This window comes from Thalassotalea sp. HSM 43 (genome assembly GCF_004752005.1).
GTDB lineage: Bacteria > Pseudomonadota > Gammaproteobacteria > Enterobacterales > Alteromonadaceae > Thalassotalea_A.
Genome location: NZ_CP038493.1, coordinates 1,573,544 through 1,599,816, shown reverse-complemented (window position 1 = coordinate 1,599,816; position 26,273 = coordinate 1,573,544). Strand labels below are relative to the sequence as shown.

The window sequence follows — 26,273 nt, the reverse complement described above, 5'->3', positions numbered from 1 at the left end:
ACCAGACGCCGTTGCAACACTGAATCACAACGGCACTAGTTTAGAAAGGCATTAGTCGAGAAAGGGTACAGCGATATAACCGAAGCTAATTACGACAACAAGGTATTATGACAACAGCTCAGCAATTTGTTGTTTTAGCTCAGCGACTTCTTGCTCCAACTGCTCAACGCGTTGTTGTAAGCTGCCATCCTCTTGTTGCATTGCCTCAGCAATGTTTTGCTCATTGCTGCTGGTGATCGCCTCACTTTGATCAACAAACAGGTTTACCCAGCGATTTTCACGTTTACCAGGTTCACGTTCTAGCTTTTGCACCAATTGCTTACCGTTATGATCTTGCAATTGATTCAGCGCCATTTCCACTTCAGCAACATCGGCAAATTCCGCCAAGCGATTGGTACGAGTACGCAGTTCACCTGGTGTTTGCGCGCCACGCAGTAACATCACACAAATGATACCGCGCTGCTGTGCACTAAACTGCAAATCACCAAATTCGGTATTACAAAAGCGATGCGTGTATTTAGGCACCCGACTTGATGATTTCCTATCCACCATCAACAGGTTCATTTGCACTAACTCATCAATACCTTGTTGCACGTCACTTTCTGACAGCGACATCACCGGTTCGCGATTACTTTTTTGATTACAGCCATTGGTTAAGGCATTTAAAGACAGAGGGTATTGCTCAGGTGTGGTGGTTTCTTTTTCCAACATCACACCAATAATACGCGCCTGAGTGGCGGTTAATGAAATCATAAAACTGACCTGAAACTGAGGTTATGTGCTTATTTGTAGCCGACTAGCAGGTACTTGGCAATGGTGTATAACCATTTAGATAAATATTTACCGAGTCTAGTTTTAAATATTCTGTATAGAACAAGGTAGTTTTGATTTTAACTTTTCAATGATATTACGACTAAAAGGTAGCTTCTATTTCGACAATAACACCTACATTAAAATTTTGCCTATTGATAAAAATTAATATAATTAGTACCTTATATTTCGCATCAACATAAAGGACTATTTAATGCGCTATTCAATTGTCGTTTCCCTTATCTATATCGTTTTCTTTTCAAGCAAAGCTGAAGCTCAAGATCATTGCCAACAACATTTCGACGCCCTTGAAAATATTAGAACTATCATGAGAGCCGGCTATAAAGAACCACATGGTGAATATTTGAGAAACAGGGAGCGTGAGATAAAAGAAGACATTCGGTTATGTAAAAAATCAAAGCCTAAAAGCACGAAAACGTATAACTATATAACCCAAAAAGAAACACATAAAAAGAAACTGCAAAGTATTCACGTACCTAACAAAGACCAACTAGGACGACAAGCATTAATAATAAAAGGGCTCTTTGAAGGAAAGAAGCAGCAAGCATGGTTAGACCATTATCAGCGCCCTGATGAGTGCCGATCGCCTGAAACAAGCAGTCAATTTGCAAAGTGCATAAATCATAGAGATGAAGCTGCTGAAAAATTTTCTGCTAACTGGAATCGAATGATTACGACAACCAACACAAATATTCCCAAGCAAAGTAATTTGGGTTCACAAAATGCTAATCAACAAAAAGCGAGTACCTTCAACATCGGGACATGTAAATTTTGGACGGAAAAATACAAACAAAATCCTAAAAATTTAGATGCTCGCGACTTAATGGAGCAAGCGTGTCATAACGTAAATTAGAAGCTTCTTGGCGATATAGTTGTTATATCGCCAAATAGTTAAGGGTATTGTTATTCTATGTTTTGGATCTGCTCACGCATCTGCTCAATCAATACTTTCAGTTCAACTGCTGCTGCGGTGATGTCGGTATTGATGGATTTTGAGCCTAGGGTGTTTGCTTCGCGGTTAAACTCTTGCATCATAAAGTCTAGGCGTCGGCCTTGGGCGCCGCCTTTTTTGAGGATCTTATTGGTTTCTTTTACGTGACTGAATAGGCGGTCGATTTCTTCGTCAACGTCCATTTTTTGCGCCAGTAAAACCAACTCTTGTTCTAGTCGGCCTGAGTCTGGTTCGATGTTGGCGTCATTGAATTTTTCGATGATGCGTTCACGTTGCCATTTCACAATGTCTGGCATCTGTGCCTTTACTTGCTCCGCTTGTGTGACGATGCCTTCAAGGCGTTCAACAATCAATGCCGCCATGTTTTTACCTTCGCTGGCGCGAGCGGCTTTAAAGTCAGCTAATGCTTTATCAAAGCCAGCTAATAGTTCTGCTGAGATTACGTCCATATCGGCTTCTTCGGCTTCCATAACGCCAGGCCAGCGCATTATTTCAACGGGGTTTAGTGTTGAGTTGTTGGCTTTGTCGTTTATCCATTGGGCGCTGGCAATAAGTTGCTCTGCTAACTTTTCGTTAATCGACAAATTACTTTTTGCTGCCGGGTTGGCGTTAAAGCGTAAGCTACATTCGACCTTGCCGCGGTTAAGTTGCTTGCGAAAGCGTTCACGTAGAACCGGCTCTAAGCCACGAAACTGTTCTGGCAGGCGAAAGTAGGTTTCAAGGAAGCGTTGATTTACCGAGCGGATTTCCCAAATGGCGTTGCCCCAGTCACTTTTTACTTCGTGACGAGCGAACGCAGTCATGCTGTGGATCATATAATTACCCTTGTCATTGTTGTTTAAATTTTAAAGGGCAATCGGCACACTTTCTCTATATCTGTGCCAATTGCTAACTCAAATTATGCTACAAGGGTTGGCATTGAGCAAACTTGTGTTGGCTCAATTGCTTAGGGAATAGCCAATCGGGACAACTTCTTACTAAAAACAGGCGAAGTTGTCGGCGATTGTGCTTGTGATTGCGCTTTTGATTACTCTTATGATTACGGTCGGTTAGCTACTCAGTTGCTGCTTGATGTGCTCGGCAACCCGAAATGCGTTGGCGTAAATGGTGTAGGTATACGGTACGCTACCACCGGTTGGCATAAACGAGCCATCGGTGACATACAGATTACTGACATCATGCGCTTTGCAATTCTTATCTAACACTGAAGTTTTTGGATCATCACCGAAGCGACAGCCGCCAGCTTGCAGGTTTGGCGGTGGGTAACTACTTACTGATGAGCTAATGTTAGTCGCGCCCATGGCTTCGAGCAGGGCTTCGGCTTTGGCACTTATGTACTCGCCTACTTTAATGTCGTGTGGGTGGGCACCTATGCGTACTTTGGCGACAGGGTCACCCCATTTATCGGTGGCCTCGCTATCTAACTCAACAAAGCAGTTGTCGGTGGGTAGCCAGTCATTAAATACTTCAAAGCGTAATGTTTTGCCAAAGTTAAAGGCATCTTGCAGATTGCTTTTTAACTGTTCGCCCCATACCAATTGATCGTCATCGTCCCATTTGGTTGAGCCGGCTTTTGAGATCGGGTTTTGATGAAACAGAAAATCTACGGTGCCACCTTTGCTGGCGGCGCCAAATTCTTTGTCGTCAATTTTGTACCAGTCTTGTAGAGCGCGATTGATAAACGGGCCAACTACGCGTAGTTGCTGCTCTTTATCTTTGTCGATGTCTTTGAAGATGAAATCGCCGCGACCTGTGCCGCCGGCAGAAAAAATCATGTTTTTGCCGACCTGAGCGTTATTGTTGGCTAAGCCATTGGCATGTTTCGGCCCGGTTGATGCTAATAACAAACGTGAGGTTTCAATGGCCTGACAGGCGACCACGTATATTTTGCCGGTGACTTTGTGTTGGCGATCTTGGTTATCGTAAAACCATACACCGCTGACATCGCCTTGCTCGTTTGATTCCAGTTTAAATACTTTGCTGTGCGGGCGAATGGTGCAATTGCCAGTAGCAACGGCGTGGTTTAATAGTGCGGCGCGACCACTGCCTTTGGCGCCAGACGAACAACCGTAACTTGAGCAATAGCCAGAGTATTCACAGCTGTTTCGGCCCATTGCTGGGCGAGATAACACCGCGCGTGGCACCGGAAAACTGTGGTAACCGATTTGTTTTGCGGCCTCGTCAATCCAGGCGGATATCGGGTGCTCGGCCGTTGGTGAAAATGGGTAATCCGATTTGTGCGGTTCTAAATAAGGGTGATCAACCACTTTGCCAGAAACACCGACAACGTTATCGACCATGTCATAAAAGGGTTCCATGTCATCATAGCTGATTGGCCAATCAACAATATTGGCCCCGTCTATGCCGCCAAATTCTGACTTTAAGCGAAAGTCCATGGGTTTTAAGCGGTGGAAATAACCACTCATCAAGTTTGATGAACCACCCACCATATTGCCATTCCAAAAGTCCCAGCCAGATTCGCTGGTCGCTTCGCCTTGCCAGTAGCTATTGCCCTCGTTATCTTCGTATTCTTCTTCGATAACGTGTTGCTCATCTTCAAGCTTCGGTGAGTAGGTGGTGCGACGACAACAGGCCAGCTCGTCTTTGTAAAAGTCTTTTTCGGTTAACCATGGGCCTTTTTCTAATACTAAGACTTTCTTGCCTGCTTTGGCTAAGGTATAGGCCACAGGCGATGCACCTGCGCCACTGCCAACGATTACCGCATCAAATTCTTTGTTCATTAGCGCGCCTTATTATCTTTATCTTGTTGTGGTTCTTGTCGGACATCAATATTGCCGTAGGCGGTTAATTCATAATAGCGCTTGCCTTTATCGGGCATCGGAAAGCCTGCTTTGTGTTGCAGCCATTGCCAGCCAATACCATCGGGATTACCGCCATAACTGCTCGGCGCCAACATGGCTTCAAAGACATAACTTATCAAGGTGCTCAGCCAGTTTTCACCGGCGCGCGATTTGCTGATCGCCCGCAGCGCTTTTTCTTTATCGTCGTGGCTCAGTTTGCTAAAAGGCTGTTGGTAATGCTTTTGTGTGTAACCGTTGAGCCAGCCAACGCCATTGCGGACAAATTGCTTCTCTTCTTCGTCAATAGGCTGCTCGTTTAACAAGTTAACCAAGTAGTTGATGGCTTGAAATTCTTTGGCTCCAGGGCCAGTGTCTGAGCTTGGCAGTAAATGTTGCATCGCCACATCAAGGGTTAGCCATGGGTCTTGACTGATGTCGACTTTGCTGGCGCTGTTAGCAAAGGCTAAACTGACGGGTGCCATCGATATTGCGCTGCTCATTGCCGCTGACTTTAAAAACTGCCGGCGGGAAATGCGGCTCAGTATCGCTTTTGGGGGTTGATACTCTTTATCAAAAAAAGAATTCATAGCACTACCTTAATTATTCGCCCTAATCATTTGCTTCAACTATTTACTTAAATTATTTACTTCAACTATTAACGTCAACTCGTTACGTTAGGTATTAACCTTGGCCGTCTTGACGTTGGGTGAGTTTGTCTATTTCAAACTTACGTAAATTGGCTTTGTTATTGTCTGCGTTGAAGGTGTCGATAAATTCAAGCCAGGCTTCGCGTGAATAGGCAACACCTGAGTTGTCGAGAAATTCTGCCGTATCTTTCGATAATATGACCTTGCCTTGTCCGGTGGATACATACATATGCGGGTAACCAAGAACCTTAGGGAAGCCAGCCATAAAGTCGGCGTTTTCATTTACGTCACTGACATTAATCTTAAGTAAGACAAAGGTGTCATGCAGTTGTTTATAAATATCAGGGTTTGCCGCCAAAAACGCATCAATCTTGTGGCACCAGGTACACCAGTCTCCACCAATTTCTATTAATACATTACGCTCAGACTCGTTGGCGAGTTTAATGGCGTCTTTGGCATCTTGAAATGGATCACGCTTAGGGTCGTATACTTTCGAGTATAAAGGCAGCGCATTTTCAATGCTGGCATTGGCCGTTGCATTGGTATTGGTGCTATCACTGTTATTGTCGGCTAGGCCGACTAACGGCCAGCTAAGTAGGCTTACCAATACCGCTAAAATTATGTTTTTACTGCTTTTCATCATATTTTTTGGTCTACACTTTCTCTACACTATTAATGTGACCTCTTTAGTATTAACTAAATTTCAACAACTTGCACCTGGTGCCTTAATTGTCCAAGCAATCGACACTTTCTCTATTAAACTCAGTGGATAAGCTTTATAATGCGCGCCAGTAAAAAATCAAATGTAGGATAGACTATGCGACCAAGTGGCAGAAGTGCAGGGCAAATTCGCCCAGTAACCATTACCCGTCAATTTACCGCTCATGCGGAAGGCTCAATTCTTATCGAGTTTGGCGATACCAAAGTAATCTGTACAGCAACTGTAGAAGAAGGTGTACCAAGATTTTTGAAAGGCCAGGGCAAAGGTTGGATCACCGCTGAATACGGTATGTTGCCGCGTTCTACGCACACCCGCATGCGCCGTGAAGCCGCTGCTGGTAAGCAAAGTGGTCGTACATTAGAAATCTCTCGCTTAATTGCTCGTTCATTGCGCGCCGCTGTTGATTTAGCCGCACTTGGTGAAAACACCGTTACTGTCGATTGTGACGTTATCCAAGCCGATGGTGGTACACGTACCGCTTCTATCACCGGTGCTTGTGTGGCATTGGTTGACGCGCTTGATTACATGCGCGCCAAAGGTTTGTTAAAAACCAACCCACTTAAGCACATGATCGCTGCTGTATCGGTTGGTATTTACAAAGGCACGGCCGTTGCTGATTTGGATTACCCAGAAGACAGCGCCGCTGAAACCGACATGAACGTGGTTATGACCGACACCGGTAAACTTATCGAAGTACAAGGTACGGCAGAAGAAGAGCCGTTCAGCTTTGATGAGATGAACGATATGATGCAGCTAGCAAAAGCGGGCATTAATGAACTATTTGATGCGCAAAAAGCAGCGCTAAACTAACAAGCATTTATTGGAACAACAATGAAAGATTATCAACGCGAATTTATTGAATTTGCTTTGCAAAAGCAGGTATTGCGTTTTGGCGAATTCACTTTGAAGTCAGGCCGCACCAGCCCATATTTTTTCAATGCTGGCTTATTTAACACCGGTCGTGATTTGGCTCGCTTAGGCCGCTTTTATGCCGCAGCGCTAGTTGATTCAGGTATCGATTACGACCTGATCTTTGGTCCGGCGTACAAAGGTATTCCAATAGCGACAACCACCGCGGTTGCCTTGGCCGATCATCATGATGCTGATGTACCTTATTGCTTTAACCGTAAAGAAGCGAAAACCCATGGTGAAGGCGGCAACTTAGTTGGCTCTGCACTAGAAGGTAAAGTGATGCTGGTTGATGACGTGATCACCGCCGGTACGGCGATTCGTGAATCAATGGAAATCATTAAAGCCAATGACGCACAATTGTCTGGCGTATTGATTGCCCTTGACCGTCAAGAAAAAGGCCAAGGTGAACTGTCAGCGATTCAAGAAGTTGAGCGCGATTTTGATACTTCTGTAGTCTCTATCGTTAGCTTAAACGATGTGATCAGTTTCCTTAGCGAAAACGCTGAGATGGCAGCGCATCTTGATGCGGTAAAAGCGTATCGTAGTAAATATGGCATTGAGTAATCGCCCATTTTAGTTAATAAAAAGCCGCTCAGTTGAGCGGCTTTTTTTATGACTTTTGCTTATTGGCAATGGTTATTGTAAAGGTTTATGGCAATGATTATTTCACTTCGACAAAGTCGCTTGGCTTCCAGCTTTTGTCGAACCAGGTTTCCGTAGGTCCATAGACACGGAAGATAACGTTGTAACCTTTGCCTGCAACGGTTTGTACCCAATTGTCTCCGGCACCTTCAGGTCGTGTTGGCGCAAAATGTATGGTGATCGTGCCATCGGCATTTTTCTTCACTTTATCACCTAAACCATCAACACCTGCCGCAGCTTGGTCTGTTTCCAGCATCGAGCGGGTTTGGTTGTCATAGACCATGAACGACCAGAACTTGGTTACCGGTACATCCGCTGGCAGTGTCACGGTGTAGTGCTTTGCACCGTCTAACAGCTCATTGTTAACATCGCGAGTGGCTAATAAGTAATCCGAACCAGCGCCGACTGTTTTGGTGACCATGTCAGGGGTAATGCCAGTTGCCATAAAGTGGAACAAGGCGCGGTCATCGCTATTTACAACACCGTGTTCATTATCAATAAACAGGTGACCATTGATCAGTGGCGTAAACCATTTACGGTCATCAAAACGATTAACCGATTGCTCCGGGTGGAAGTAGTAACTACGCGCTTCGGCAGTGGCTATCTTTGACGCTTCTTTAAGGATACCTTGCATGCGCGCATCCGGTTCAAAAGCTTTACCTTTTTCAATACCTAAACGTTTAGCAAGCGACAACCATTCTGAGTCAAACACATGCGCAGGCTCATACTGAATCAGGGTGTTTATCTCATCATAAAAGCTTTCATCCATAGCATGCACGGTGTTGTATTGCACATCGGTAAAGTTAACAAATTCGGTCTGTGGCTTGCTGCCGTATGGGTATAGCTCCATGGTTTGCTTCAGCTTGGCAATATCCGCTTGCATGGTGTTTGGTTGGGTAATTACCCGAAACAATAACCAGTGTCTGTAACCCTCGGTTTTAACATGAATATAGCCTTCTGGTAGCTCGCCTTGATACGAACTGTGATAGAAGAAGTATTTACCGCCTTTACCTTTATCTTGTGGGTGGGTAACACCAACACGAGAGACAAATTCAAACGCTGCGTTATCGACTAAACCAAGAATCGGCGTGCCAACTTCCAGTACTACCGGGCCATTACGCACATCTGCTTCGGCGGTTACATACGGTGTTGTGGTGTTTGGTGTTAACCAAATACTGCGGGCATTTAACAAGCCCTCCGAAATACCTATGGTTTGGTTCGGCGTCATGCCAATGCTTTGATGTCCGGCAAGGAGTCCTTGCATCGAAGCCACTGGAATACCCGATAAAAACACCCGAACGGCATCGGCAGTATCGACAAAATCCCGGGCTTTTTGGTGCGTAGCTAAGTTAGGTGCGCCATCGGTATAAGACAGTTGGCCTAAATACTTAGAGTCCACATCGTTAGGGGTGATGATAGAGCTCGGAACCTTAGCGGCATATTCCGGCTGATTGTCATTATTGCCGTTATTGCCACTATTTGCGGCGCTGACTATACCGCACATCAACAAGGTTGCAGCGGTTAAAAAGTGTGATAGTTTTGTCATGTTAAAGACTCCAATAAGTAAATACTTACGCTGTGCTGGGGCGATATATTGCAATGTGAAATAGCGCCCTAGCTAAGAATGTTGTCAGTATAGTGAGACTTGAACTATTCTTGAAATGACTATTTTTTATACGTATATATAACTTGTGGGCATACTATGGATGTTGAACAGTCGATACATAAAATCGACCTTAACTTACTGGTTGCTTTAAGTGTGCTGTTGAAGGAGCGGCACATCAGTCGCGCCGCCGACAAGTTATTTATCAGTCAACCGGCAATGAGTAAAACCTTAAATAGGTTAAGACAAACATTTGATGATCCGCTGTTGTATCGCAGTGGCAAATATATGGTGATGTCGGAGAAAGCTGAACGTATCGCCATGCAGTTACCAGACCTGCTTGCCAGCATTGAACAAATCATAAAACAACCTCAATTTGAACCCGCCAAGTTGCAGCGTACATTTAGCTTGTCGATTCCGCCGTTACTGGGTTATGGCTGTTTGGTGTCTTTGTATGAAAGCTTGAGCGAAATTGCGCCTAATGTATTGCTTGAAGAGCATCCGCCGCTAAGCCAGCCAGAGCGTTATTTGCGCAATGGCGAGTTGGACTTTGCCATCCATCCTAAAAGTGATATCTCGAGTGAATTGCAAGCAACGTATATTGGCAGTGTTGATTTGACCATTTATGCGGGTAAAAACCACCCATTAGTGTCGCAGCAAGCAACATTGAAGCAGTGCTTAGAATATGGTTTTGTTAATTTGTTGGTCGAAACCAAAGCGCAGGCGAGTTTTGCTTATCCGGTTGATGTGTTGTTGGCCAAGCTTGGTCTGAAACGGCGAGTGGTATTTTCTAGCGGCCAATTGGCGTTGCTAACGGATATTTTGCGGGTCAGTGATAACTTGTTTGTGGGGCCTACATCGTTATCACAAAATGTCAGTTTTAGCGGTCAATTTAGTGCGGTGTATCATTTCCACCTAGAGCAATCGGAGCGTGTTAAGTTTTACTTACTCAATCACCCAAGAGTGGCGCAAAGTCAGGCACATATATGGTTTAAAGAGCTGTTTCTCGATTGCACCGCAGGCTTTGACGATTAACTGCTTTTCAGCAGGCGTTGATTATAGCGTGAACTGATTTTACCGAGCTCTAGTGATATTAACGTGAATAAACTGATACCAAGAAAGTTGGCGGCTAAATCGTAAAAACTAAAGGTGCGGGTGCTAATAAAGATTTGGCTAAACTCTTCCATTGTCGATAACGCTAATACCAACAGTGAGCCGAATTGCAGTAATGATGATTTCGATACATGACGAAACCTAAGGGCAAAGTTGGTCAACATGGCCATGCCACCAAATAACATAAAGTGGCCGACTTTATCGCCAAAAGGTATGCCGCGCTTGAATTCAAAAAACATGTTGTCCTGACCCGTGTTGGCCATAAACAATAAACTACAGATAAAAACCAGCATCAGAGCGGCGATAAGTCTCATACGAAAAACCATTAGGAATTTGAGGCTCTATTCTACAAACCTGACATATTTATGTTGTGTGAGTTTGTTAACACTATGTTTCTTTAAGTTTGTAGAGGTGTTAGCGCATTTTTTATTTAGTCTTTCATACTAGCGACTAGTTCAACGGCTTCCAAGATATTTTTTGCATTGATTTTTTCGGCGCAACAGATGTTGCATACCACGGCATGGTTGGCGACCAATTCGATGACATTGTCTAGGCTCGCTTGTCCTAAAACGTGCTCGCAATCTAGGTCATTTTGTAAATCCGGTAAGCTGAATACTTGGCCTGTGCTGTCAACAAGCACATCGGATTCGGTGAACAAATACAACAGCATTTCTTCATCGTTACGCCACGCATCACGGCTCTCGATGAATATCAGTTCATCTTCACCGTCATGCTTAATAAGTGCGGGCCAGTGGATCATTAGCTTGGCTGGTCGCTGTCTTCGTCATCGCTTTTACCCTTCATCATTGAAGGCGGTAATTCCTTGATGTACAAATCTTGTTTCGAATAAGGAATTTCGATGTTGTGTTCAGCGAATTTGTTATAAATGGCGTTATTGATTTGGTGCAAAATACGGCCGCGATTAGCCGGTAGGTCGATCCAACCCATCAACTCAAAATCAAGGCTCGAGGCACCAAAGTTACGAAAACGAATAATCGGTGCCGGATAACGGCATAACTCGTTTTCTTCTTGGGCGACTTCCATCAATACCTTTTGTACCAAATCGATATCGCTGTCGTAAGCACAGCCAATTTTGGCGCGAATACGAGATTTGGTGCTTGGACCGGCAGATTCATTGATGATTTTGGTGTTACCCATAACCGAGTTTGGCACGGTAATTTCAATATGATCACGGGTTAAAATTCGGGTACTGCGCAAACCGATATTGGTGACTTCACCCCGTTCACCGGTTTCAAGTACGATATAATCTTTAATCTTGTATGGCGCATCGGCCATGATAAACACCCCTGAAAACAGGTTTGCTAGGGTGTCTTTTGCGGCAAAACCAACGGCGATACCAACAATACCCGCCGAGGCGAGCCATGCCGACATGTCGATTTTCCAGGTCGATAATATGTAGTATATCGACAGGACAAGGATAATAATCAGCGCAAGGTTTTCGAACAGCGGCAAAGTTTGCATGTGCAAGACTTTGAAATGCTTCTCATTTTCTGCGGTGCGGCGCAGGATGATGCGGGTAATTCTAATAAAGAACATGGTCCACAGCACCAACAAGAAGGTATACAGTACTGGGAATATGTATCCGCCAACATGTTCAGGTAATTGGATTATCTTAGACGCGACGGAGATGCCGAATACGACAACAGAATAGAATAAGGGTTGATGCAACAAGTCGACCAACTGATCATCGAACTTGCCGTCGGTGCGCTCGGTCATGCGTCTTACCCAAGATATAACGACCTTGTCTAATATCCAGGCAAAGATAAACGAGGCAAGAACAACTATCCCGGCTTGCAGGAATAAATTATCCCCGATAAAGCCAAGGTAATGCCTTAGTTGTTGCATGAGGTTTTCCATAGCCAACCCTTTGTCTTTCTTATGGTTTTAATCTTTTGATAATAAACGCTTATTTTGCGCTTTTTTGCGTCGCAAATTCAAACAGGTATCGTTGTATAAGTGCTTGAAAAATAACGCAGCTACTTTAAGGCTAGTATCTACTTTTTCGCCTTTTGATAGGCGTATTATCTGTTGATAATAAAAGCTAACCTGGCCGACGCTGTTCATTGATTTAATCAATGCCAATGGGCTGTTATTGCCCCAAAAGCCATCGCCTATTTTTAAGCTCGTTTCAAAATCGTCAACACTGTCAATGCTTTGCTCTATTAATTTAGCAGATACATCGGGCATGGTACATAGTGGTCTCGCTAAGCCGACCATATCAATTTCACCACTGGCAACCGCTTGTTCCATCACCTCACGTGAGCGAAAGCCGCCGGTGATCATTAATGGCACCTTGGCGCTGGCTTTAATCGCTTGCGCATACTCAAGGAAGTAGGCTTCACGACGGCGAGTGCTTTCTCTTACCTCGGTTGCTTCAACACCCATTAATGACAACTGCTCGTAGGTGCCACCGGAGATTTCGAGTAAATCGATACCGTCTTCAGCTAACCAACCGGCAACTTGCACACAATCGTCTAGTGAAAAGCCACCTTTTTGAAAGTCGGCAGAGTTCAGCTTAACCGCCACTGGAAATTCAGAACCAACCGCATCACGCACGGCACGCACAACACGGCGGGCGAATCGAGCGCGGTTTTCTAAACTGCCGCCCCATTGATCTTGGCGGCGATTGGTTTTTGGTGATAAAAATTGGCTGATCAAATAACCGTGCGCACAATGTACTTGCACCCCGGTAAAGCCGGCTTCTTTCGCTAATGCGGCCGTGTTGGCATAGCGTTGAATAATATCTTCAATCTCTAATTGCGTTAGCGCACGCGGCTTAGAAAACGAGCCAAGCATTTTTAAATGCACATCTGATGGCGATAACGGCTCAGCATTGACTAACGACGGACACTGACGTCCAGGGTGAGAGATTTGCATCCATAAGTGGTTACCACCTTCGGTACCTGCTTTGGCCCACGCTTTAAACTGGTCGATGGCCGAGTCATTTTCAAGCACCACATTGCCGGCGCGCTCTAAGTAGCGTCGGTCGATCATCACGTTACCGGTAATGTGCACACCAGTGCCACCTAATGACCAGGTACGGTATAAAGTATTATGTTGTTCGGTTGGTCGGTCGTGGGCGTCGGCTAGACCTTCGGTCATGGCGCTTTTGCCAAGACGATTATTAATAACGGCGCCACATGGCAGCGTTAATGATTGTGCTAAAGGTGACATGAATTGTGCTTCCTGAAATATTTAACTTGTGCCGCTTTGTTAATTATTTGTTATTAAATGCGGCGAAATTCGCTGAAAATACGTAATTAGTCGGCGATTATACCTTGAATCCAATCTCTTAACACCCGATAAAACTCGTCTTTATGGGAAATAAAAGGCGCATGCGAGGCACGATGAAACATAAAGCTATCCGATTGCGGTACCAACTCATCCATATGCTCGATAACCGCTTTTGGCACCAGCGAGTCTAAACGACCATACAAGCGCAATAAAGGTACCTGTAAATCGCCAACGTGCGAGCGTAAATCGACGTTTTCTAGCAATGATAATGAGGCGTCGAGAATGTCGATATTCGCTTTCGGGCGAGAGTCGATAAGACTTTTTATCTCTTTTATGTCTTGGCGCACATGTTCTGAGCCCATCGCCTGAATTTTTAAAAAGTTGGCAATGGTTTTATCGCTATTGACCGCCAATTGCTGATGAAAAGACTTAAGCAATTCTGCTTTAATGCCTGGCCAGTTGTCTTGCTCAACAAAATACGGGCTTGAGGTGACCGTTACTACCGCCTTTACTAAATCACCGTGATGCAGCGCCAGCTCGGTTGCCACCAGACCACCCAATGACCAGCCAACGATTATGCTTGGTTGATCGATACAATCGGCAACCATGCGGGTAATTGATGCTATGTCATAGCGTGCCGGGATGTTTTCATGGTTGTCACCAAAGCCCGGTAAGTCGATTAACGTCACTCGGTGTTCATTCTCTAACATTTCTGCCAGAGGGCTGAATATCGCGCTGTTAAGTCCCCAACCGTGAATAAAAACCACAGGTGTGCCATCACCCTGACTTTGATATCGCAATGCGTTGTTCATTTTGTTCTAAGCTAATAACTGTAGTTGATGGCGCTATTCTAGCCCGAACCAGTGCCCATATGTAGTTTTATTGACGATTCAAGGATGAATATGAAGACAATCACTAACGCCATTGCCAGGCTAAAACACGCGGTTAGTGGCGCTTTTAGCCAATATTACCATTGTGATTTATGCCACCAAGCAAGTTATAACCAGCCATTATTGTGCATTGATTGCCAGCAAACCTTAGCGGCGTTTGATTGGTCACATTGCGCCAATAACTTATTGCATAGCCCGGCGATTGCTCGATACCTTAGCCATCAGCACTATGATGCGTTAATTGCGGTAGCGCCGCATATGCGCCCATTTAGCGACTGGATAGCGCAGCTTAAATACGCTCGGCGTTTTGAGTTAGCAACCATGCTGGCTCAGTTGATGTATCAACAAATACAAGCGACAAACATAACCGCCGATATTATGTTGCCGGTGCCGTTATCTTATGCGCGTTTGCGCTGGCGGCAATTTAACCAAACGGTATTGCTCGTCAAAGCATTGGTCAAATACAGTGCTATTCCATGTGATTTTCATTATCTACGGCGCCAGCAAAGCGTGCGTCGTCAGGTCGGTAAAAGCGGTGCGCAGCGACGGCGGGCATTGCGCAAAGCGTTTTATGTGGTCGGTGATGATATGCAGCTTAACGGTAAACATGTACTGCTGATTGATGATGTGGTGACTACAGGTACGACGGTAAACACCATTGCCAAGCTATTAAAAAAGCACGGTGCTGCGAGAGTCACCGTGCTCAGTATCAGTGTCGCCTTGTATGGCAATGCGTTAAGTGCTCAGCCAAAATAAAATAAGCTGAATATTTTAGTCGCATGGTGTTAATGGCTTAAGGTTAATCGCTTAATGTTAATCACTTAATACTAAGCGCTTCATATTAATCGCTTATCTTGACGCTAAAAGCCTTAGAAAAAAACAAGGTGTTGGCAATGATTTTCGCAGGCCCAGGCCAATAGCCACGAAACACTAAGTTAGAATCGCTGACCACGACGCGACCTTTGCCGACGTTATGGGCGATGATAGCCGCGTTACCCGAGACCAAATCAATCAGCTCTTCCGCCGCATATCCACTCATCAATGGCGCAGAGGTGTATCGGGCCAAGGTGATAAATGGCTTTGACGGCATTTCAATAATGTCAGTGGAGTTTTTAAACAAAGCCAAGTCGTCTTTATTAAAGCCGTAAGCCAATGGGTGGCTGGTATCCAGCTGGCTATTAAAAATAGTGCCGGCAATGCGTTTGTTAGCAGTTAAGTCTTGCTTGTCATCATAGGCTAAATCTCGGGTGTCAAAGGCACGATTGATTTCACTTTTGCTGGTAAAGCTGGCTTGCAAAATATTCTTACTGGCAAGATACTTCATCGCCCGTTTTTGCCCATAGATGGTGCCACCTTGTTCAGCAAAGGCGAGCAAGCGCTTGCCTGTACCTTGCGGGAAATTATTGTATTTACCATCCATCAACATAATGTGGGTGTAGTCATTAAAATTGATGCTATTTAAGCGATATATATCGACCACCGACACAGGAATGTTCATTTGCCCGTCGAGATAAAACATCATATGGCCAACTTCGGCTTCCGATACGCCGCGTCCGCCAATCATCAATACTTTCACTGGGCTTATTGGCACAATCGACGGACTGCCGATATCAATACCGGCGTTAAGACCGGTTTGTAAATCGAAGACGTCGATTTGGATGTCTTTTTGAATGCTGAGCAAGTTATCAATCCAATTGCTTTGATCTTGCACATAGGCGGGGATGATCACCGTGCCCTTGTCAAAACGAACCGCTTCATTGTTAACGCTGGCGGTAAAGGCTTGGTTGGCCACTCGCGCTTTGATGCCTTGCTCTAGCAATTTATTCAAAAATTTTGGTGCGAGATAATCATCCCAACGAAACGCATAGGCATAAGCATCGCGGCTGATCGGTGCTAACTGTTTCTCTTTGGGCTGCCACGGTGATGACGATATCGACAAGCCGCGGCTAATTTCAACCTTGGCAAATTGAATGTTAAAGGCCAGCGGCATGGTCCAGCCAGACACATCGTAAAAGGTCTTGTCTTCAAAGCTGACAACCTGATCAAAAATGGTTTTAATCACGCGGTATTGGTTTTGTTTTAGCGGCACAAAGTAACTTGAACCGGCTTTGTAATCGACTTCTTTGCCGTTGTAAGTTCTGCTTAATGGGAACGCTTGAATCTCATGCTGATTCAACAGTTTCAAAAACATGTTTAAGCGGGTCTGGTCATGTTGTTCGGTAAACAGGTATCCGGCAAAACTTTCGTTATCAGCAAGGTCTTCAATATCATCATAAAACTTGGCGCGATAATCGTGTAAACGCTGCTTGTTTTCTTGCGCCGCGGTTAAGGTGGAAAAGGAGGTCACAACATGGTTTTTAACACTATAAGGGAAGGTCAAGACGCCATTGATGGTGTCTTGCGCGTAACCACGAGAACTTGCTTGTTCAAATAAGATGCCTACGGTGCCGTTTATATCTGGGTAGGTCGAGCCTTTGCCATAGAAAAAATCGTCGAAGTCTTCTTCGGCGTAATACAGGCTGTTGTCCTTATCCAATGCTTTGGCATGGTAGGTGGCGAACAGACGGGTCATTTCTAAGTTTTCTTTTGGCGTAATCGGGTTATTACGACTTGGTACGCCCGGTTGAAAAAAGTAACTGCTGTTGTGGCCCATCTCGTGAAAATCGCCAAGGACATTCGGTTTGTAATAATGATACTGGCGCACCCGGTTTTGGCTTTCGATTTGCGTCAGTGGCAACCAGTCGCGGTTTAAATCAAACACAAAGTGATTGGTGCGACTCCACGGCCATTGAAAGTGGTGCTCACGATGGTTGGGATCGGTATTTAGACTGACATTGCGATTGGCATTCGCGTAGGTGGTGAATCGGTCCATGCCATCAGGGTTCATGCTAGGCTCGATAACAATGATCAAATCGTCGAGCATATCGTCGACATCGCCGTTTTCTGCTGCCGCTAAATAATAGGCAACCAATACCGAGGCATTTGAGCCAGAAATTTCATTACCGTGAATACTATATCCAAGCCAAACAACCGCAGGTGCATCGTCTGCTTGTTTGCCAGATTTGCGACGTTGGGCGAGGATGTCATCGAGATTTTCAAGGTTCTCTTTGCTGCTAATGGTGGCAATGATTTGCTTACGATATTCGTGGCTATAGCCCATCTCAGTGATTTGTACTTTGTCACTGGCTTGCGCTAACTGTTTGAAATAATCCATTAATTGGTCGTGACGAAGGTGGCGATCACCTACCTCAAAGCCAAACACTTGTTTCGGTGTTGGTATTTGTTGTTCGTAGTCTGACTGATCAGGGAAATAATAGGAGAGTGGCTCTGCAGCGAGAGATAAAGACATACAGGCGCAAACAGCGAGAAAAAATCGTGGCAATGACAACAAAATGCACTCCATTAATGAAAAAACGTATAAAACATGATTATTTTTAATACTTTAGCAAAAATGACTAGCAAAGTTGCAGCTATTTTCAGAACAGGGGTTGTTTAAGCATAGACAAAATTAAAAAGTTATTTGGAGTTTTACCCTTGAGAAGCGTATTATAGGCCCCATACTTGAGTTAAATAGTCAGGAATTATCCTGACCTTAAATGTCGAAGTGAGCATTTAGCGAGACACCTATGATTAATATTTCCGAAACTGCGCAGCAGCATTTTGTAAAACTGCTTTCACAACAAGCTGAAGGCACCTGTATTCGCGTATTTGTAGTAAACCCAGGCACAGCACAAGCTGAGTGTGGTGTTTCATACTGCCCTGTTGAAGCGATTGAAGCTGACGATATTCGCATCGAATATAACGGTTTTGCTGCCTTGGTTGATAAAGACAGTGAAAAGTACCTTGAAGATGCCGAGGTTGATTTCGTAACTGACCAAATGGGTTCACAGTTAACCTTAAAAGCACCAAACGCTAAGCTTCGTAGAGTAAACGAAGATGCGCCATTGTTTGAACGCGTAAATTACTTTATCGAGTCAGAAGTTAATCCACAACTTGCTGGTCACGGTGGTAACTGTCAATTGGTTGAAATCACCGATGACGGTATTGCTATCTTGCAATTTGGTGGTGGCTGTAACGGTTGTTCGCAAATTGATTTAACCGTAAAAGACGGTGTTGAGAAGCAATTGGTTGATATCATGGCTGGTGAGATCAAAGGTGTACGCGATGTGACTGAACATCAGCGTGGTGAGCACTCTTACTACTAGTCAGTTGCTGACACAATAAATTAGAAAGCCGGCTGATGCCGGCTTTTTTGTGCGCGGTTTGCGAGCAACGCGCTTATGACACGCGGTTATGACTTGCGGTTAAGACACGCGGTTAAGACACGCGGTTATGACAGCAATAAACCGTTGCGACTGTTTGAGTTTAAATTTGATGCTTGCGATCTTTGTTGTGCCAGCGGATAACAAAAAACATAATGATAATAAATGGCACCATAGACAGCACCACCATTGTCCAGCTGCTTTTAAATAACAACCAACCCGCCAATAAAGACGCTAACGCTTGAGTGACAAAGATAACAAAGTCATTGGCCGCCTGAACCTTAAACCGTTCATTGTTGTGATAGCTTTGTGGCAATAATACCGTGCCGGTAATAAACAGGAAGTTCCATCCGATACCCAATAACACCAATGCCCACCAATAATGAATCACATGTTGGCCACTTAAGGCGATAATAGCAACTAACGCATAGGCGGCAAGTCCGGCACTTAGCACCCATACCGAATGATACTTTTTAATGAGCCAACCGGTTAGCAGTGACGGCAAAAACATGGCAATGACATGGCTTTGAATAACCCACTTAGTATCATGCAATGAATGGCCGTTCATGTCGTGCATGCTTAATGGCGTTGCGGTCATAATAAAGCTCATCAAGCCATACCCAATCGCCGCTGATAGCAGCGCAATCATAAATATCGGTTGTTTTATGATGACCGATAAACCTCGAGCATCGCCGTGCACTTGGCTCTCTTCTTTGACGCTAGGGTTGCTGAATAATTGAAACAATCCCATTGCCAAGGCAACCACTAATGCCAAACCCAAAAATGAGCCGGCGTAGCCATGCTCTGAGGCGATCCAATCTTTGCCGAGAAATGCCACTTCTGGTCCCAGCATGGCGGCGTACACTCCGGATAACATCAATGCGGATAGCACTTTGGGGGCTTGCTCGGCGGTAACGCTTTCAATCGCCGCGAAACGCATTTGTTGCGCAAATGCCAAGCTCGAACCCATGATCATGGTGGCTAACAATAATAAACTGAACGAGCCATTTATAGCGGCAATACAGGCCAAACTGGCACCGATAATCGCCATAATAAAGCCAATGTTAGTGGCAATTTTACGGCCAAAGCGTTGGTTTAATTTTGATATAAATAAAGTCGCCAAAGCGGTGCCGATAATCATGGTTGTTAATGGCATGGTGGCTAATGTCGGATCTGGGGCAATTTTTGTTGCCAGCAATCCGCCAATAAAGGTGATGGTGGAGCTGATGCACATCAACATCGGCATGGTGACAAACAGCACCCAAATATTGCGCGGGTAGCCAAATACTTTTATCAACACCCAAATGGCGGCCAGCATCGCCAGCACGATACCTGCTAAGGTCATATTCATCGATTAATCGGTCCAGTTTGCGTTGGCATAATTGCGCTTGTAATGCCAATAAAGGGTGATGCCACGCGCCGCCATAAAAAAGCAAAACGCAGCCCAAAGGCCATGGTTACCAAAGTCTTTAAGTAAAAACCAGGTAGGGAAGAACACTAAGAAGGTGGATATGACCATCGAGTTGCGCATGGTTGCTGCTTGCGTCAGGCCTATGTAGACACCGTCGTAGAGATAACACCAACAAGCAATAACAGGCAGGGCGATAATCCAGGGTAAGAATTCTGTGGCATAGGCGACGATGGCATCGATATTGGTCAGCATTTGAATAAAATATTGGCCAAACAGTAAAAACAGCAGCGAATAACCAATCGCTAAAATGATGTTAAAGCGATTAGCGACACTTACCGATAACTGCATTGCGACACTGTCTTTAGCCCCTTTGGCTCTGCCGACACGCGCTTCTGCGCCATAGGCAATGCCATCTAAACCGAATGAAATAAGCAGTAAGAAGTTTAATAATATTGCGTTGGCGGCAACCACAGTATCACCGAGTCGCGCGCCCATAAATGTGATAAACACAAAGCAGATTTCTAAACACAAAGTACGAATGACGATATCGCGGTTAAGGGCGAGGAAAGGGAAAAATGATTCGCGCGCAAAAAATTGCTTCGGTGCCGCAAATAGCGGTTTTAATAACGCGCTTTTACTGGTTTGTAAGGTGCGCGCCGCCATCGCTAAACCAATAAATAAGCAGCTGTATTCGGCAATAAGTGTTGCCCAAGCCACACCGGCAACGCCCCATTCAAACACTAAGACAAACAGCAAATCTAAACTTAAGTTAACGCTGTTGGTAATGATCAGTAGCCACATCGCATACTTGGCTTTGTGCATACCCAATAACCAACCGAGCAACACCAAATTGGCTAACGCGGCAGGTAAGCCCCATATGCGGATTTCACAGTATTGTTTGGCGTACTCAAGTACCTTTTCACTGCCGCCACTCAAATACAGCGCCGAATCTACATACAGGCTTTGCAGCAATACAAAACTGATGCCGATGGCAAAGGCAACGAGTAAGCCTCGACTGAGTACCAGTAACACTTGTTGTTGGTCTTGGCTGCCAAAGGCTTGGGCAGCAAGCCCGGTAGTCGACATCCGTAAAAAGCCACAAAACCAGGTGACAAAGGTGATGATCATCGAGCCAACGGCGGTGGCACCAAGGTAATAAGGCTCACCTAAATGGCCGATAACACCAGTATCCACCAGCCCCAATAATGGGACAGTGATATTGGATAAGATCATGGGCAATGCCAAGGCAAAAAGGGCACTGCGCTCTTTAAGGCGGGCGTTCAACGAGAGGCTTTCCTTTATTCGCTACTTAGCACTGTGATAATCTTAGATAATATCCGATTATTTAGCTCTGAGATATGAAAAAAGTCGTTATTTTATTATCAGTTATATTGATGTGTTGCTCTTTACCAAGTTTTGCAACGGTGATTTTGGTCTATCATCATGTCTCTGATAAAACGCCAAAAAGTACTTCCATAACGCCGCAACAGTTTGAAAAACACCTGCAATATTTACAACAAAATGACTACAAAGTCGTGGCTTTAAATGAGGTAGTTGAGCGTATCAAGAACAACCAACCACTGACCGATAAAACCGTGGTGATTACCTTTGATGATGGCTACAGCGATATTCTTGAAAACGGTCATCCGCTGCTCAAACGATACGGTTACCCGTATACCATGTTTATTAATCCTGGCACGGTACCGAAAAAAGCCGGTATGTATTTAACTTGGCCGCAAATTAAGGCGATGTCTGATGATGGTGTGCTTATTGGCAATCATGGCTATTTGCATGATTCACTGGTTAAGGTACCAAAAGGTGTGGGTGAAAACACCTGGCTTGATAATAAATTGGCGGAACTGGTCAAATCTGAAAAAGTCATCGAACAACACACAGGTCAGAGCTGGCGCTACTTTGCGTTGCCATATGGCGAATATACGCCGCAAGCACAGCAAAAATTAGAAAAGCTAGGCTTTGTGGTCTTTACCCAGCAATCCGGCGCGGTTGGCGCGAGTACCGATTTGACCGCCGTGCCTCGGTTTCCGGCGTCTATGCCTTACGATAAACTCACGGCATTAAAGGACAAGCTTAATGCCTTGGCGTTTGATTTAACCACGAGCAGTCAACGCGCCGAGACAATTGTGCCGTATGCGGCACAGCCTGACACTTTGGTCACATTAAACAGCACCGATTTTTACCAGAATATGCTGGCCTGCTTTATTGCGGGTAAAGGTAAGGCGCAAATACAATGGCAAGACAAGAAAAGCTTTACTATGGTTTTTGATAGTAACTTCAACCCGGGACGAAACCGCGCCAATTGCACGGCACCGAGTATTTCCAAGCCTGGTCGTTTTTACTGGTACTCACGCGCTTGGTTTGTACCGAAAAAAGACGGCAGTTGGTATAACAATTAAGGAATTTGATATGGCAGAGATAACACTTTATGGTGCCCAACCATCCCCATACGTGCGCCGCGTTCGTTTGGCATTGGCATTTAAAGGGCTTGAGTATACACAGCAGGTGGTATTCCCATTTTCACCAGAAAAACCAGCAGAATTTGTCGATAACAGTCCCACTGGGAAAATCCCTTTGTTATGTCATGATGGTGATTACATTACCGACTCAGAAGTGATCATACGCTTTCTCGACCGTCAGTACCCACAGCCAGCGCTATTGCCAGAAGACAACTTATTCGCAGCGCGCAGTGAATGGTTTGCGACCTATTCAACCACGGTGATGGTGGCAGCGATTGGTGGTCATTTATTTGCAGAGATGTATCTCGCCGAAGCGTTTTTTAATCGTCCGCCGGCACAAGATGAAATTGATTTAGCGATCAGCAAAGAAATCCCAGCGATTTTTGATTACCTCGAATCTGAGCTAGATGACGATTACTTGGTCGGCAATACAATGAGCTATGGCGATTTGTCCGTGTGCTCGATGTTTGTCCTAATGCGTCATTGTAAAGTCAGTTGCGATGCCAGCAAATGGCCGAAAACCGCTGCCTATATTGGCCGAGTATTCGCCAGTGAAATATTTGCCACGCTGATTGCTGAAGAAGAGCAAATCTTGCGTGAATGGGGCTTACCAATTTAATTGCTATTTCGGGGCAAAGTCAGTAGGCTTGCCCCACTTTTAACGTTCAATATATCCTCATGCGCCTTTTACGAAGTACCACTCATCCTGATATCGACAACCTTTGTGCCAGCAGTTTTCATCGCCAAGCGGCACGCGCCATTATCGTTCGTGGCGAGCAGATTTTATTGCTGTATACCGAGCGCTATCATGACTACACCTTGCCAGGCGGCGGGGTTGATGAAGGTGAAGATTTAGAGCAAGGTTTAGTGCGCGAACTAAAAGAAGAAACCGGTGCGCAAAATATTCGCAATGTGCAAGCGTTTGGCCGTTATGAAGAGTTCCGACCTTGGTACAAAGCCGACTATGACATCATGCATATGGAATCGTTTTGTTATACCTGTGAAATTGACGATGAGTTAGCCAACACCGAACTGGAAGCCCACGAAATTGCCAATGGCATGCGTCCGGTATGGATCAATATTTATCAAGCCATTGCCCACAATGAACATACCATGGCCAACAGTGAGAAAAAGGGTATGTCGATTGAAAGGGAAACGTTTTTACTAAAGCTGATCGTAAAAGAATTGCTGTAATCTTTTCAAGGGGTCAGATCACTTGAAAGTTCATTGTCATTTCAAGTGTTCTGACCCCTTGAAGAAAAAAGCCAACTCAATGAGTTGGCTTTTTGTTTATTAGGCGAGTCGTTAGCGTTTTACTTCTGCGTTATGGTAGATGTTTTGTACATCATCGCTGTCGTTCAGCATGTCCATAAACTTGTCGAACATCTTGATGTCGTCTTCTTCGCTGATTTCTTTGTAATCTTGTGGGATCCACGTGATCTCGTCGACTTCAAATTCAACGTCACCAAGTTCTTCAGCTAATGCATTTTTAGTATTGAAGTATTCAGTATGTGGCGCTGTTACGGTAATGATACCGTCTTCTTTCTCAACGTTAGTCACATCTACGTCAGCCATCATTAGGGCTTCGAAAATGGCTTCATCGTCATCACCGGCGAAACAGAATAGCGCAACGTGGTCAAACATGAACGCAGCTGAGCCTTGGGCACCAATTTTTGAGTCGGTCTTAGTGAACGCAATACGCACATCTTTGATGGTACGGTTTGGGTTGTCGGTTAGACAGTCAACAATCACCATAAAGCCGCCAGGGCCAAAACCTTCGTAACGAGCTGGTTCGTAGTTTTCACCACCGGCACCGCTGGCTTTGTCGATTGCTTTGTCGATTACGTGTGTTGGTACTTGATCTTTTTTGGCTTTATCGATCAGACGACGCAATGCTAGGTTGCCATCAGGGTCGAGGCCACCGTTTTTCGCACACACATAGATTTCTTTACCGTATTTTGAATACACTTTGGTCTTTTGGCCGGCGGTTTTCGCCATAGACTCTTTACGGTTTTGGAACGCTCTACCCATTAGTCATGTCTCTTCGTTTGAATTCATTTGCGCCAATTTTAGCAAGGATTGACGTTAGTGTGTAGAGCCACAATTGTGACTCTACTTGTTAGATATCAATTAAATGAGGATATTTTTTATAATTTCAATGCTTAGCCGCAAATGAGACTAATTAACTTGCGAGTAAATTAGCTTAAAATCTTCCAGCATACGCTCAGAATCAATCGCCGGCACAGTGCCGGGCTCACCTTGAATAGGCTTGAAAATGGCTTGGATTTGCCCTTGTGGATTGGTCATAACAATAGACGCACTGTGATTAACCAAATAAAACTCTTGGTTGGTATCCTCGGTAATGGCATACATTAAGCCAAGACTGCGGGAAAACGGAAACAGCGTATCGTGACCACCGCGCAATGCAATAAAGTCGTCATTAAAATAATTAATGTAATTGTTTAACTGCTCGACGGTATCACGTTTTGGATCGGCGGTGACCATGGCAACTTGTACCTGATTGCCGGTGATTTCCTGCATCTGTGGATAGATGTAGTTAAGCTCTTGCAATGTCATCGGGCAAACATCAGGACACGAGGTATAGCCAAAGAAGAACAAGCTCCATTTGCCTTGCAAATTGCTGTTATCAAACTGCTCACCGTTATGGTCGGTAAGATTAAAGTTAGCGATTGATCGCGGCTGCTGATACAACAGGGCGTGTTTAGGCTCTGCCATCTGGCGTTGACTTTGGTAGAGAAATGCCCCCATTGCAACAGCAATAACGGCAATAATAACGACTAAAACTTTATTCATCTTTGCTACTTCTTATCTGCAAATGATGATCACACCGCCGGAAGCGCGTAGTGATCAACCAATAACACTATAAACAACAACATTAAGTGGACGATGGAAAAACGAAAGGTTTGCATCGCCGTTTGTTTGTCGGCATTAAACTTCAATTTCCAGCTATAAGCAAAGAAAATAATGTTCAATGCACAAGCGCCAATGAGATAAATCCAACCACTCATACCCACCAAATACGGGATCAAGCCGACCACAAATAACAAGATGGTATACAACAGGATTTGCGTTTTGGTGAACTCGATACCATGGGTAACCGGCAGCATTGGGATATTTACTTTGGCGTAATCGTCACGACGGTGAATCGCCAGCGCCCAAAAATGCGGTGGTGTCCAGGTAAAGACCAGCAATACCAACAACAACGCATGAGGATGAATTTCATTGGTCATCGCCGTCCAACCAAGTAATGGTGGAATGGCACCGGCTAAACCGCCTATGGTAATGTTTTGCGGTGTCGCGCGTTTAAGATACATGGTGTAAACCACCGAGTAACCAACCAAGCCTGACAATGTTAACCACGCGGTGAGCGGGTTAACTAAGCCATACAACATCACGAAGCCGATCAGCGCCAATGATGCGGCAAAGGCAATGGCCTTACTGTTACTGATGCGACCGTTAGGTAATGGGCGATTATGGGTTCGTGCCATAACCGCATCGATACGTTGGTCAACAATGTGATTAATCGCCGCCGATGCCGACGAAAGTAAGCCGATACCCAACATGGCCGGAATCAATATCTGCCATGGAATCGCGCCCGGCACAGATAAACTCATGCCAACCAGTGCGGTTAATACCAGTAACGCCACGACCCTAGGCTTGGTGATTTCATAATATTCTCGCCAGCTAACCGGTGAGTCTTGCTCAAGAGCGATAGATGGTGCTGAAGATTTGGCCATA

Annotated in this window: 26 protein-coding genes; 9 read left to right on the top strand and 17 right to left on the bottom strand. The window is 44.9% G+C overall.

Going from position 1 to position 26,273, the window contains the following annotated elements; all coding sequences use genetic code 11:
• Positions 1-105 precede the first annotated feature (105 nt).
• Positions 106-753 (bottom strand): YceH family protein, encoded by a 648-nt coding sequence (locus E2K93_RS06845; RefSeq protein ID WP_135438378.1) that lies wholly within the window; start codon positions 751-753, stop codon positions 106-108.
• Between the two features lie 271 nt (positions 754-1,024).
• On the opposite strand from E2K93_RS06845, the gene E2K93_RS06840 reads away from it, so the two are divergent.
• The gene (locus tag E2K93_RS06840) at positions 1,025-1,684 is read left to right on the top strand and encodes a hypothetical protein (protein WP_135438377.1); all 660 of its coding nucleotides are present in this window, start codon (positions 1,025-1,027) and stop codon (positions 1,682-1,684) included.
• A 50-nt stretch (positions 1,685-1,734) separates the two neighbouring features.
• Here E2K93_RS06840 and E2K93_RS06835 read toward each other — a convergent pair whose 3' ends face one another.
• The 4 genes from E2K93_RS06835 to E2K93_RS06820 all read right to left on the bottom strand — a co-directional run bounded on the left by E2K93_RS06835 (position 1,735) and on the right by E2K93_RS06820 (position 5,874).
• Entirely contained in the window at positions 1,735-2,598 is an 864-nt protein-coding gene (locus E2K93_RS06835; protein WP_135438376.1) for a YicC/YloC family endoribonuclease, read from the bottom strand.
• 234 nt (positions 2,599-2,832) lie between these two features.
• Positions 2,833-4,524, bottom strand: coding sequence for a GMC family oxidoreductase (locus E2K93_RS06830; protein WP_135438375.1), 1,692 nt, complete (start codon positions 4,522-4,524; stop codon positions 2,833-2,835).
• Positions 4,524-5,171 carry a gluconate 2-dehydrogenase subunit 3 family protein gene (locus tag E2K93_RS06825; RefSeq protein WP_135438374.1) on the bottom strand — a complete coding sequence of 216 codons (648 nt, stop codon included), beginning with the start codon at positions 5,169-5,171 and terminating at the stop codon, positions 4,524-4,526. The genes E2K93_RS06830 and E2K93_RS06825 overlap by 1 nt, the downstream gene beginning before the upstream one ends.
• A 94-nt stretch (positions 5,172-5,265) precedes the next feature.
• Positions 5,266-5,874, bottom strand: coding sequence for a thioredoxin family protein (locus E2K93_RS06820; protein WP_228445535.1), 609 nt, complete (start codon positions 5,872-5,874; stop codon positions 5,266-5,268).
• 174 nt (positions 5,875-6,048) lie between these two features.
• Between E2K93_RS06820 and rph the strand changes: the two genes are divergently transcribed.
• Complete coding sequence (gene rph / locus E2K93_RS06815) at positions 6,049-6,762, top strand: ribonuclease PH (RefSeq protein WP_135438373.1); 714 nt, start codon at positions 6,049-6,051, stop codon at positions 6,760-6,762.
• A gap of 21 nt (positions 6,763-6,783) precedes the next feature.
• Positions 6,784-7,428, top strand: coding sequence for an orotate phosphoribosyltransferase (gene pyrE / locus E2K93_RS06810; RefSeq protein ID WP_135438372.1), 645 nt, complete (start codon positions 6,784-6,786; stop codon positions 7,426-7,428).
• Positions 7,429-7,525: 97 nt separating this feature from the next.
• Here pyrE and E2K93_RS06805 read toward each other — a convergent pair whose 3' ends face one another.
• Positions 7,526-9,052 (bottom strand): DUF1254 domain-containing protein, encoded by a 1,527-nt coding sequence (locus tag E2K93_RS06805; protein WP_228445533.1) that lies wholly within the window; start codon positions 9,050-9,052, stop codon positions 7,526-7,528.
• Positions 9,053-9,208: 156 nt separating this feature from the next.
• Here E2K93_RS06805 and E2K93_RS06800 point away from each other — a divergent pair, with 156 nt between their 5' ends.
• The gene (locus tag E2K93_RS06800) at positions 9,209-10,144 is read left to right on the top strand and encodes a LysR family transcriptional regulator (RefSeq protein ID WP_135438371.1); all 936 of its coding nucleotides are present in this window, start codon (positions 9,209-9,211) and stop codon (positions 10,142-10,144) included.
• Here the strand turns inward: E2K93_RS06800 and E2K93_RS06795 are convergent.
• The 5 genes from E2K93_RS06795 to bioH form a co-directional block, all read right to left on the bottom strand.
• Complete coding sequence (locus E2K93_RS06795; protein WP_135438370.1) at positions 10,141-10,536, bottom strand: VanZ family protein; 396 nt, start codon at positions 10,534-10,536, stop codon at positions 10,141-10,143. The genes E2K93_RS06800 and E2K93_RS06795 overlap by 4 nt on opposite strands.
• A 116-nt stretch (positions 10,537-10,652) precedes the next feature.
• Positions 10,653-10,982: a DUF4144 family protein gene (locus E2K93_RS06790; protein WP_135438369.1), complete on the bottom strand. Its 330-nt coding sequence runs from the start codon at positions 10,980-10,982 to the stop codon at positions 10,653-10,655.
• Positions 10,982-12,088, bottom strand: coding sequence for a mechanosensitive ion channel family protein (locus tag E2K93_RS06785; RefSeq protein WP_228445531.1), 1,107 nt, complete (start codon positions 12,086-12,088; stop codon positions 10,982-10,984). Before E2K93_RS06785 ends, E2K93_RS06790 begins: the two co-directional genes overlap by 1 nt.
• 39 nt (positions 12,089-12,127) lie before the next feature.
• A complete protein-coding gene (locus tag E2K93_RS06780; RefSeq protein WP_135438367.1) occupies positions 12,128-13,417 on the bottom strand; it encodes an NADH:flavin oxidoreductase/NADH oxidase family protein in 1,290 nt (429 codons plus the stop codon).
• Between the two features lie 86 nt (positions 13,418-13,503).
• Positions 13,504-14,289, bottom strand: coding sequence for a pimeloyl-ACP methyl ester esterase BioH (gene bioH, locus E2K93_RS06775; protein ID WP_135438366.1), 786 nt, complete (start codon positions 14,287-14,289; stop codon positions 13,504-13,506).
• Positions 14,290-14,379: 90 nt separating this feature from the next.
• Here bioH and E2K93_RS06770 point away from each other — a divergent pair, with 90 nt between their 5' ends.
• Positions 14,380-15,123: a ComF family protein gene (locus E2K93_RS06770; RefSeq protein WP_189637872.1), complete on the top strand. Its 744-nt coding sequence runs from the start codon at positions 14,380-14,382 to the stop codon at positions 15,121-15,123.
• 85 nt (positions 15,124-15,208) lie between these two features.
• Here the strand turns inward: E2K93_RS06770 and E2K93_RS06765 are convergent, their stop codons facing one another.
• The gene (locus E2K93_RS06765; protein ID WP_228445529.1) at positions 15,209-17,716 is read right to left on the bottom strand and encodes a M14 family zinc carboxypeptidase; all 2,508 of its coding nucleotides are present in this window, start codon (positions 17,714-17,716) and stop codon (positions 15,209-15,211) included.
• A 277-nt stretch (positions 17,717-17,993) separates the two neighbouring features.
• On the opposite strand from E2K93_RS06765, the gene nfuA reads away from it, so the two are divergent.
• Positions 17,994-18,572 carry a Fe-S biogenesis protein NfuA gene (nfuA, locus tag E2K93_RS06760; RefSeq protein WP_135438363.1) on the top strand — a complete coding sequence of 193 codons (579 nt, stop codon included), beginning with the start codon at positions 17,994-17,996 and terminating at the stop codon, positions 18,570-18,572.
• A gap of 160 nt (positions 18,573-18,732) precedes the next feature.
• Here nfuA and E2K93_RS06755 read toward each other — a convergent pair whose 3' ends face one another.
• Entirely contained in the window at positions 18,733-19,980 is a 1,248-nt protein-coding gene (locus E2K93_RS06755; protein WP_135438362.1) for an MFS transporter, read from the bottom strand.
• A 3-nt stretch (positions 19,981-19,983) separates the two neighbouring features.
• Positions 19,984-21,273 carry an MATE family efflux transporter gene (locus tag E2K93_RS06750; protein ID WP_135440426.1) on the bottom strand — a complete coding sequence of 430 codons (1,290 nt, stop codon included), beginning with the start codon at positions 21,271-21,273 and terminating at the stop codon, positions 19,984-19,986.
• A gap of 125 nt (positions 21,274-21,398) precedes the next feature.
• Here E2K93_RS06750 and E2K93_RS06745 point away from each other — a divergent pair, with 125 nt between their 5' ends.
• The 3 genes from E2K93_RS06745 to E2K93_RS06735 are packed head-to-tail and all read left to right on the top strand — an operon-like array spanning position 21,399 to position 23,708.
• A complete protein-coding gene (locus tag E2K93_RS06745; RefSeq protein ID WP_135438361.1) occupies positions 21,399-22,454 on the top strand; it encodes a polysaccharide deacetylase family protein in 1,056 nt (351 codons plus the stop codon).
• A 10-nt stretch (positions 22,455-22,464) separates the two neighbouring features.
• On the top strand, positions 22,465-23,133 hold the full coding sequence (locus E2K93_RS06740; RefSeq protein ID WP_135438360.1) for a glutathione S-transferase family protein: 669 nt from the start codon (positions 22,465-22,467) through the stop codon (positions 23,131-23,133).
• A 59-nt stretch (positions 23,134-23,192) separates the two neighbouring features.
• Complete coding sequence (locus tag E2K93_RS06735; RefSeq protein WP_135438359.1) at positions 23,193-23,708, top strand: NUDIX hydrolase; 516 nt, start codon at positions 23,193-23,195, stop codon at positions 23,706-23,708.
• 111 nt (positions 23,709-23,819) lie between these two features.
• On the opposite strand, the gene E2K93_RS06730 is transcribed toward E2K93_RS06735, so the two are convergent.
• From E2K93_RS06730 to cyoE, 3 genes are all read right to left on the bottom strand, one after another.
• Positions 23,820-24,545 (bottom strand): YebC/PmpR family DNA-binding transcriptional regulator, encoded by a 726-nt coding sequence (locus tag E2K93_RS06730; RefSeq protein WP_135438358.1) that lies wholly within the window; start codon positions 24,543-24,545, stop codon positions 23,820-23,822.
• A gap of 147 nt (positions 24,546-24,692) precedes the next feature.
• Positions 24,693-25,328: an SCO family protein gene (locus E2K93_RS06725; RefSeq protein ID WP_135438357.1), complete on the bottom strand. Its 636-nt coding sequence runs from the start codon at positions 25,326-25,328 to the stop codon at positions 24,693-24,695.
• Positions 25,329-25,357: 29 nt separating this feature from the next.
• Positions 25,358-26,272: a heme o synthase gene (gene cyoE / locus E2K93_RS06720; protein WP_135438356.1), complete on the bottom strand. Its 915-nt coding sequence runs from the start codon at positions 26,270-26,272 to the stop codon at positions 25,358-25,360.
• Between the last annotated feature and the right edge of the window lies 1 nt (position 26,273).

What these genes read in the sequence shown, in the direction of transcription:
- E2K93_RS06845 (WP_135438378.1), bottom strand. Translation starts at nt 753, where the DNA reads ATGATTTCATTAACCGCCACTCAGGCGCGTATTATTGGTGTGATGTTG.
- E2K93_RS06840 (WP_135438377.1), top strand. Translation starts at nt 1,025, where the DNA reads ATGCGCTATTCAATTGTCGTTTCCCTTATCTATATCGTTTTCTTTTCA.
- E2K93_RS06835 (WP_135438376.1), bottom strand. Translation starts at nt 2,598, where the DNA reads ATGATCCACAGCATGACTGCGTTCGCTCGTCACGAAGTAAAAAGTGAC.
- E2K93_RS06830 (WP_135438375.1), bottom strand. Translation starts at nt 4,524, where the DNA reads ATGAACAAAGAATTTGATGCGGTAATCGTTGGCAGTGGCGCAGGTGCA.
- E2K93_RS06825 (WP_135438374.1), bottom strand. Translation starts at nt 5,171, where the DNA reads ATGAATTCTTTTTTTGATAAAGAGTATCAACCCCCAAAAGCGATACTG.
- E2K93_RS06820 (WP_228445535.1), bottom strand. Translation starts at nt 5,874, where the DNA reads ATGATGAAAAGCAGTAAAAACATAATTTTAGCGGTATTGGTAAGCCTA.
- rph (WP_135438373.1), top strand. Translation starts at nt 6,049, where the DNA reads ATGCGACCAAGTGGCAGAAGTGCAGGGCAAATTCGCCCAGTAACCATT.
- pyrE (WP_135438372.1), top strand. Translation starts at nt 6,784, where the DNA reads ATGAAAGATTATCAACGCGAATTTATTGAATTTGCTTTGCAAAAGCAG.
- E2K93_RS06805 (WP_228445533.1), bottom strand. Translation starts at nt 9,052, where the DNA reads ATGACAAAACTATCACACTTTTTAACCGCTGCAACCTTGTTGATGTGC.
- E2K93_RS06800 (WP_135438371.1), top strand. Translation starts at nt 9,209, where the DNA reads ATGGATGTTGAACAGTCGATACATAAAATCGACCTTAACTTACTGGTT.
- E2K93_RS06795 (WP_135438370.1), bottom strand. Translation starts at nt 10,536, where the DNA reads ATGAGACTTATCGCCGCTCTGATGCTGGTTTTTATCTGTAGTTTATTG.
- E2K93_RS06790 (WP_135438369.1), bottom strand. Translation starts at nt 10,982, where the DNA reads ATGATCCACTGGCCCGCACTTATTAAGCATGACGGTGAAGATGAACTG.
- E2K93_RS06785 (WP_228445531.1), bottom strand. Translation starts at nt 12,088, where the DNA reads ATGCAACAACTAAGGCATTACCTTGGCTTTATCGGGGATAATTTATTC.
- E2K93_RS06780 (WP_135438367.1), bottom strand. Translation starts at nt 13,417, where the DNA reads ATGTCACCTTTAGCACAATCATTAACGCTGCCATGTGGCGCCGTTATT.
- bioH (WP_135438366.1), bottom strand. Translation starts at nt 14,289, where the DNA reads ATGAACAACGCATTGCGATATCAAAGTCAGGGTGATGGCACACCTGTG.
- E2K93_RS06770 (WP_189637872.1), top strand. Translation starts at nt 14,380, where the DNA reads ATGAAGACAATCACTAACGCCATTGCCAGGCTAAAACACGCGGTTAGT.
- E2K93_RS06765 (WP_228445529.1), bottom strand. Translation starts at nt 17,716, where the DNA reads ATGTCTTTATCTCTCGCTGCAGAGCCACTCTCCTATTATTTCCCTGAT.
- nfuA (WP_135438363.1), top strand. Translation starts at nt 17,994, where the DNA reads ATGATTAATATTTCCGAAACTGCGCAGCAGCATTTTGTAAAACTGCTT.
- E2K93_RS06755 (WP_135438362.1), bottom strand. Translation starts at nt 19,980, where the DNA reads ATGAATATGACCTTAGCAGGTATCGTGCTGGCGATGCTGGCCGCCATT.
- E2K93_RS06750 (WP_135440426.1), bottom strand. Translation starts at nt 21,273, where the DNA reads ATGATCTTATCCAATATCACTGTCCCATTATTGGGGCTGGTGGATACT.
- E2K93_RS06745 (WP_135438361.1), top strand. Translation starts at nt 21,399, where the DNA reads ATGAAAAAAGTCGTTATTTTATTATCAGTTATATTGATGTGTTGCTCT.
- E2K93_RS06740 (WP_135438360.1), top strand. Translation starts at nt 22,465, where the DNA reads ATGGCAGAGATAACACTTTATGGTGCCCAACCATCCCCATACGTGCGC.
- E2K93_RS06735 (WP_135438359.1), top strand. Translation starts at nt 23,193, where the DNA reads ATGCGCCTTTTACGAAGTACCACTCATCCTGATATCGACAACCTTTGT.
- E2K93_RS06730 (WP_135438358.1), bottom strand. Translation starts at nt 24,545, where the DNA reads ATGGGTAGAGCGTTCCAAAACCGTAAAGAGTCTATGGCGAAAACCGCC.
- E2K93_RS06725 (WP_135438357.1), bottom strand. Translation starts at nt 25,328, where the DNA reads ATGAATAAAGTTTTAGTCGTTATTATTGCCGTTATTGCTGTTGCAATG.
- cyoE (WP_135438356.1), bottom strand. Translation starts at nt 26,272, where the DNA reads ATGGCCAAATCTTCAGCACCATCTATCGCTCTTGAGCAAGACTCACCG.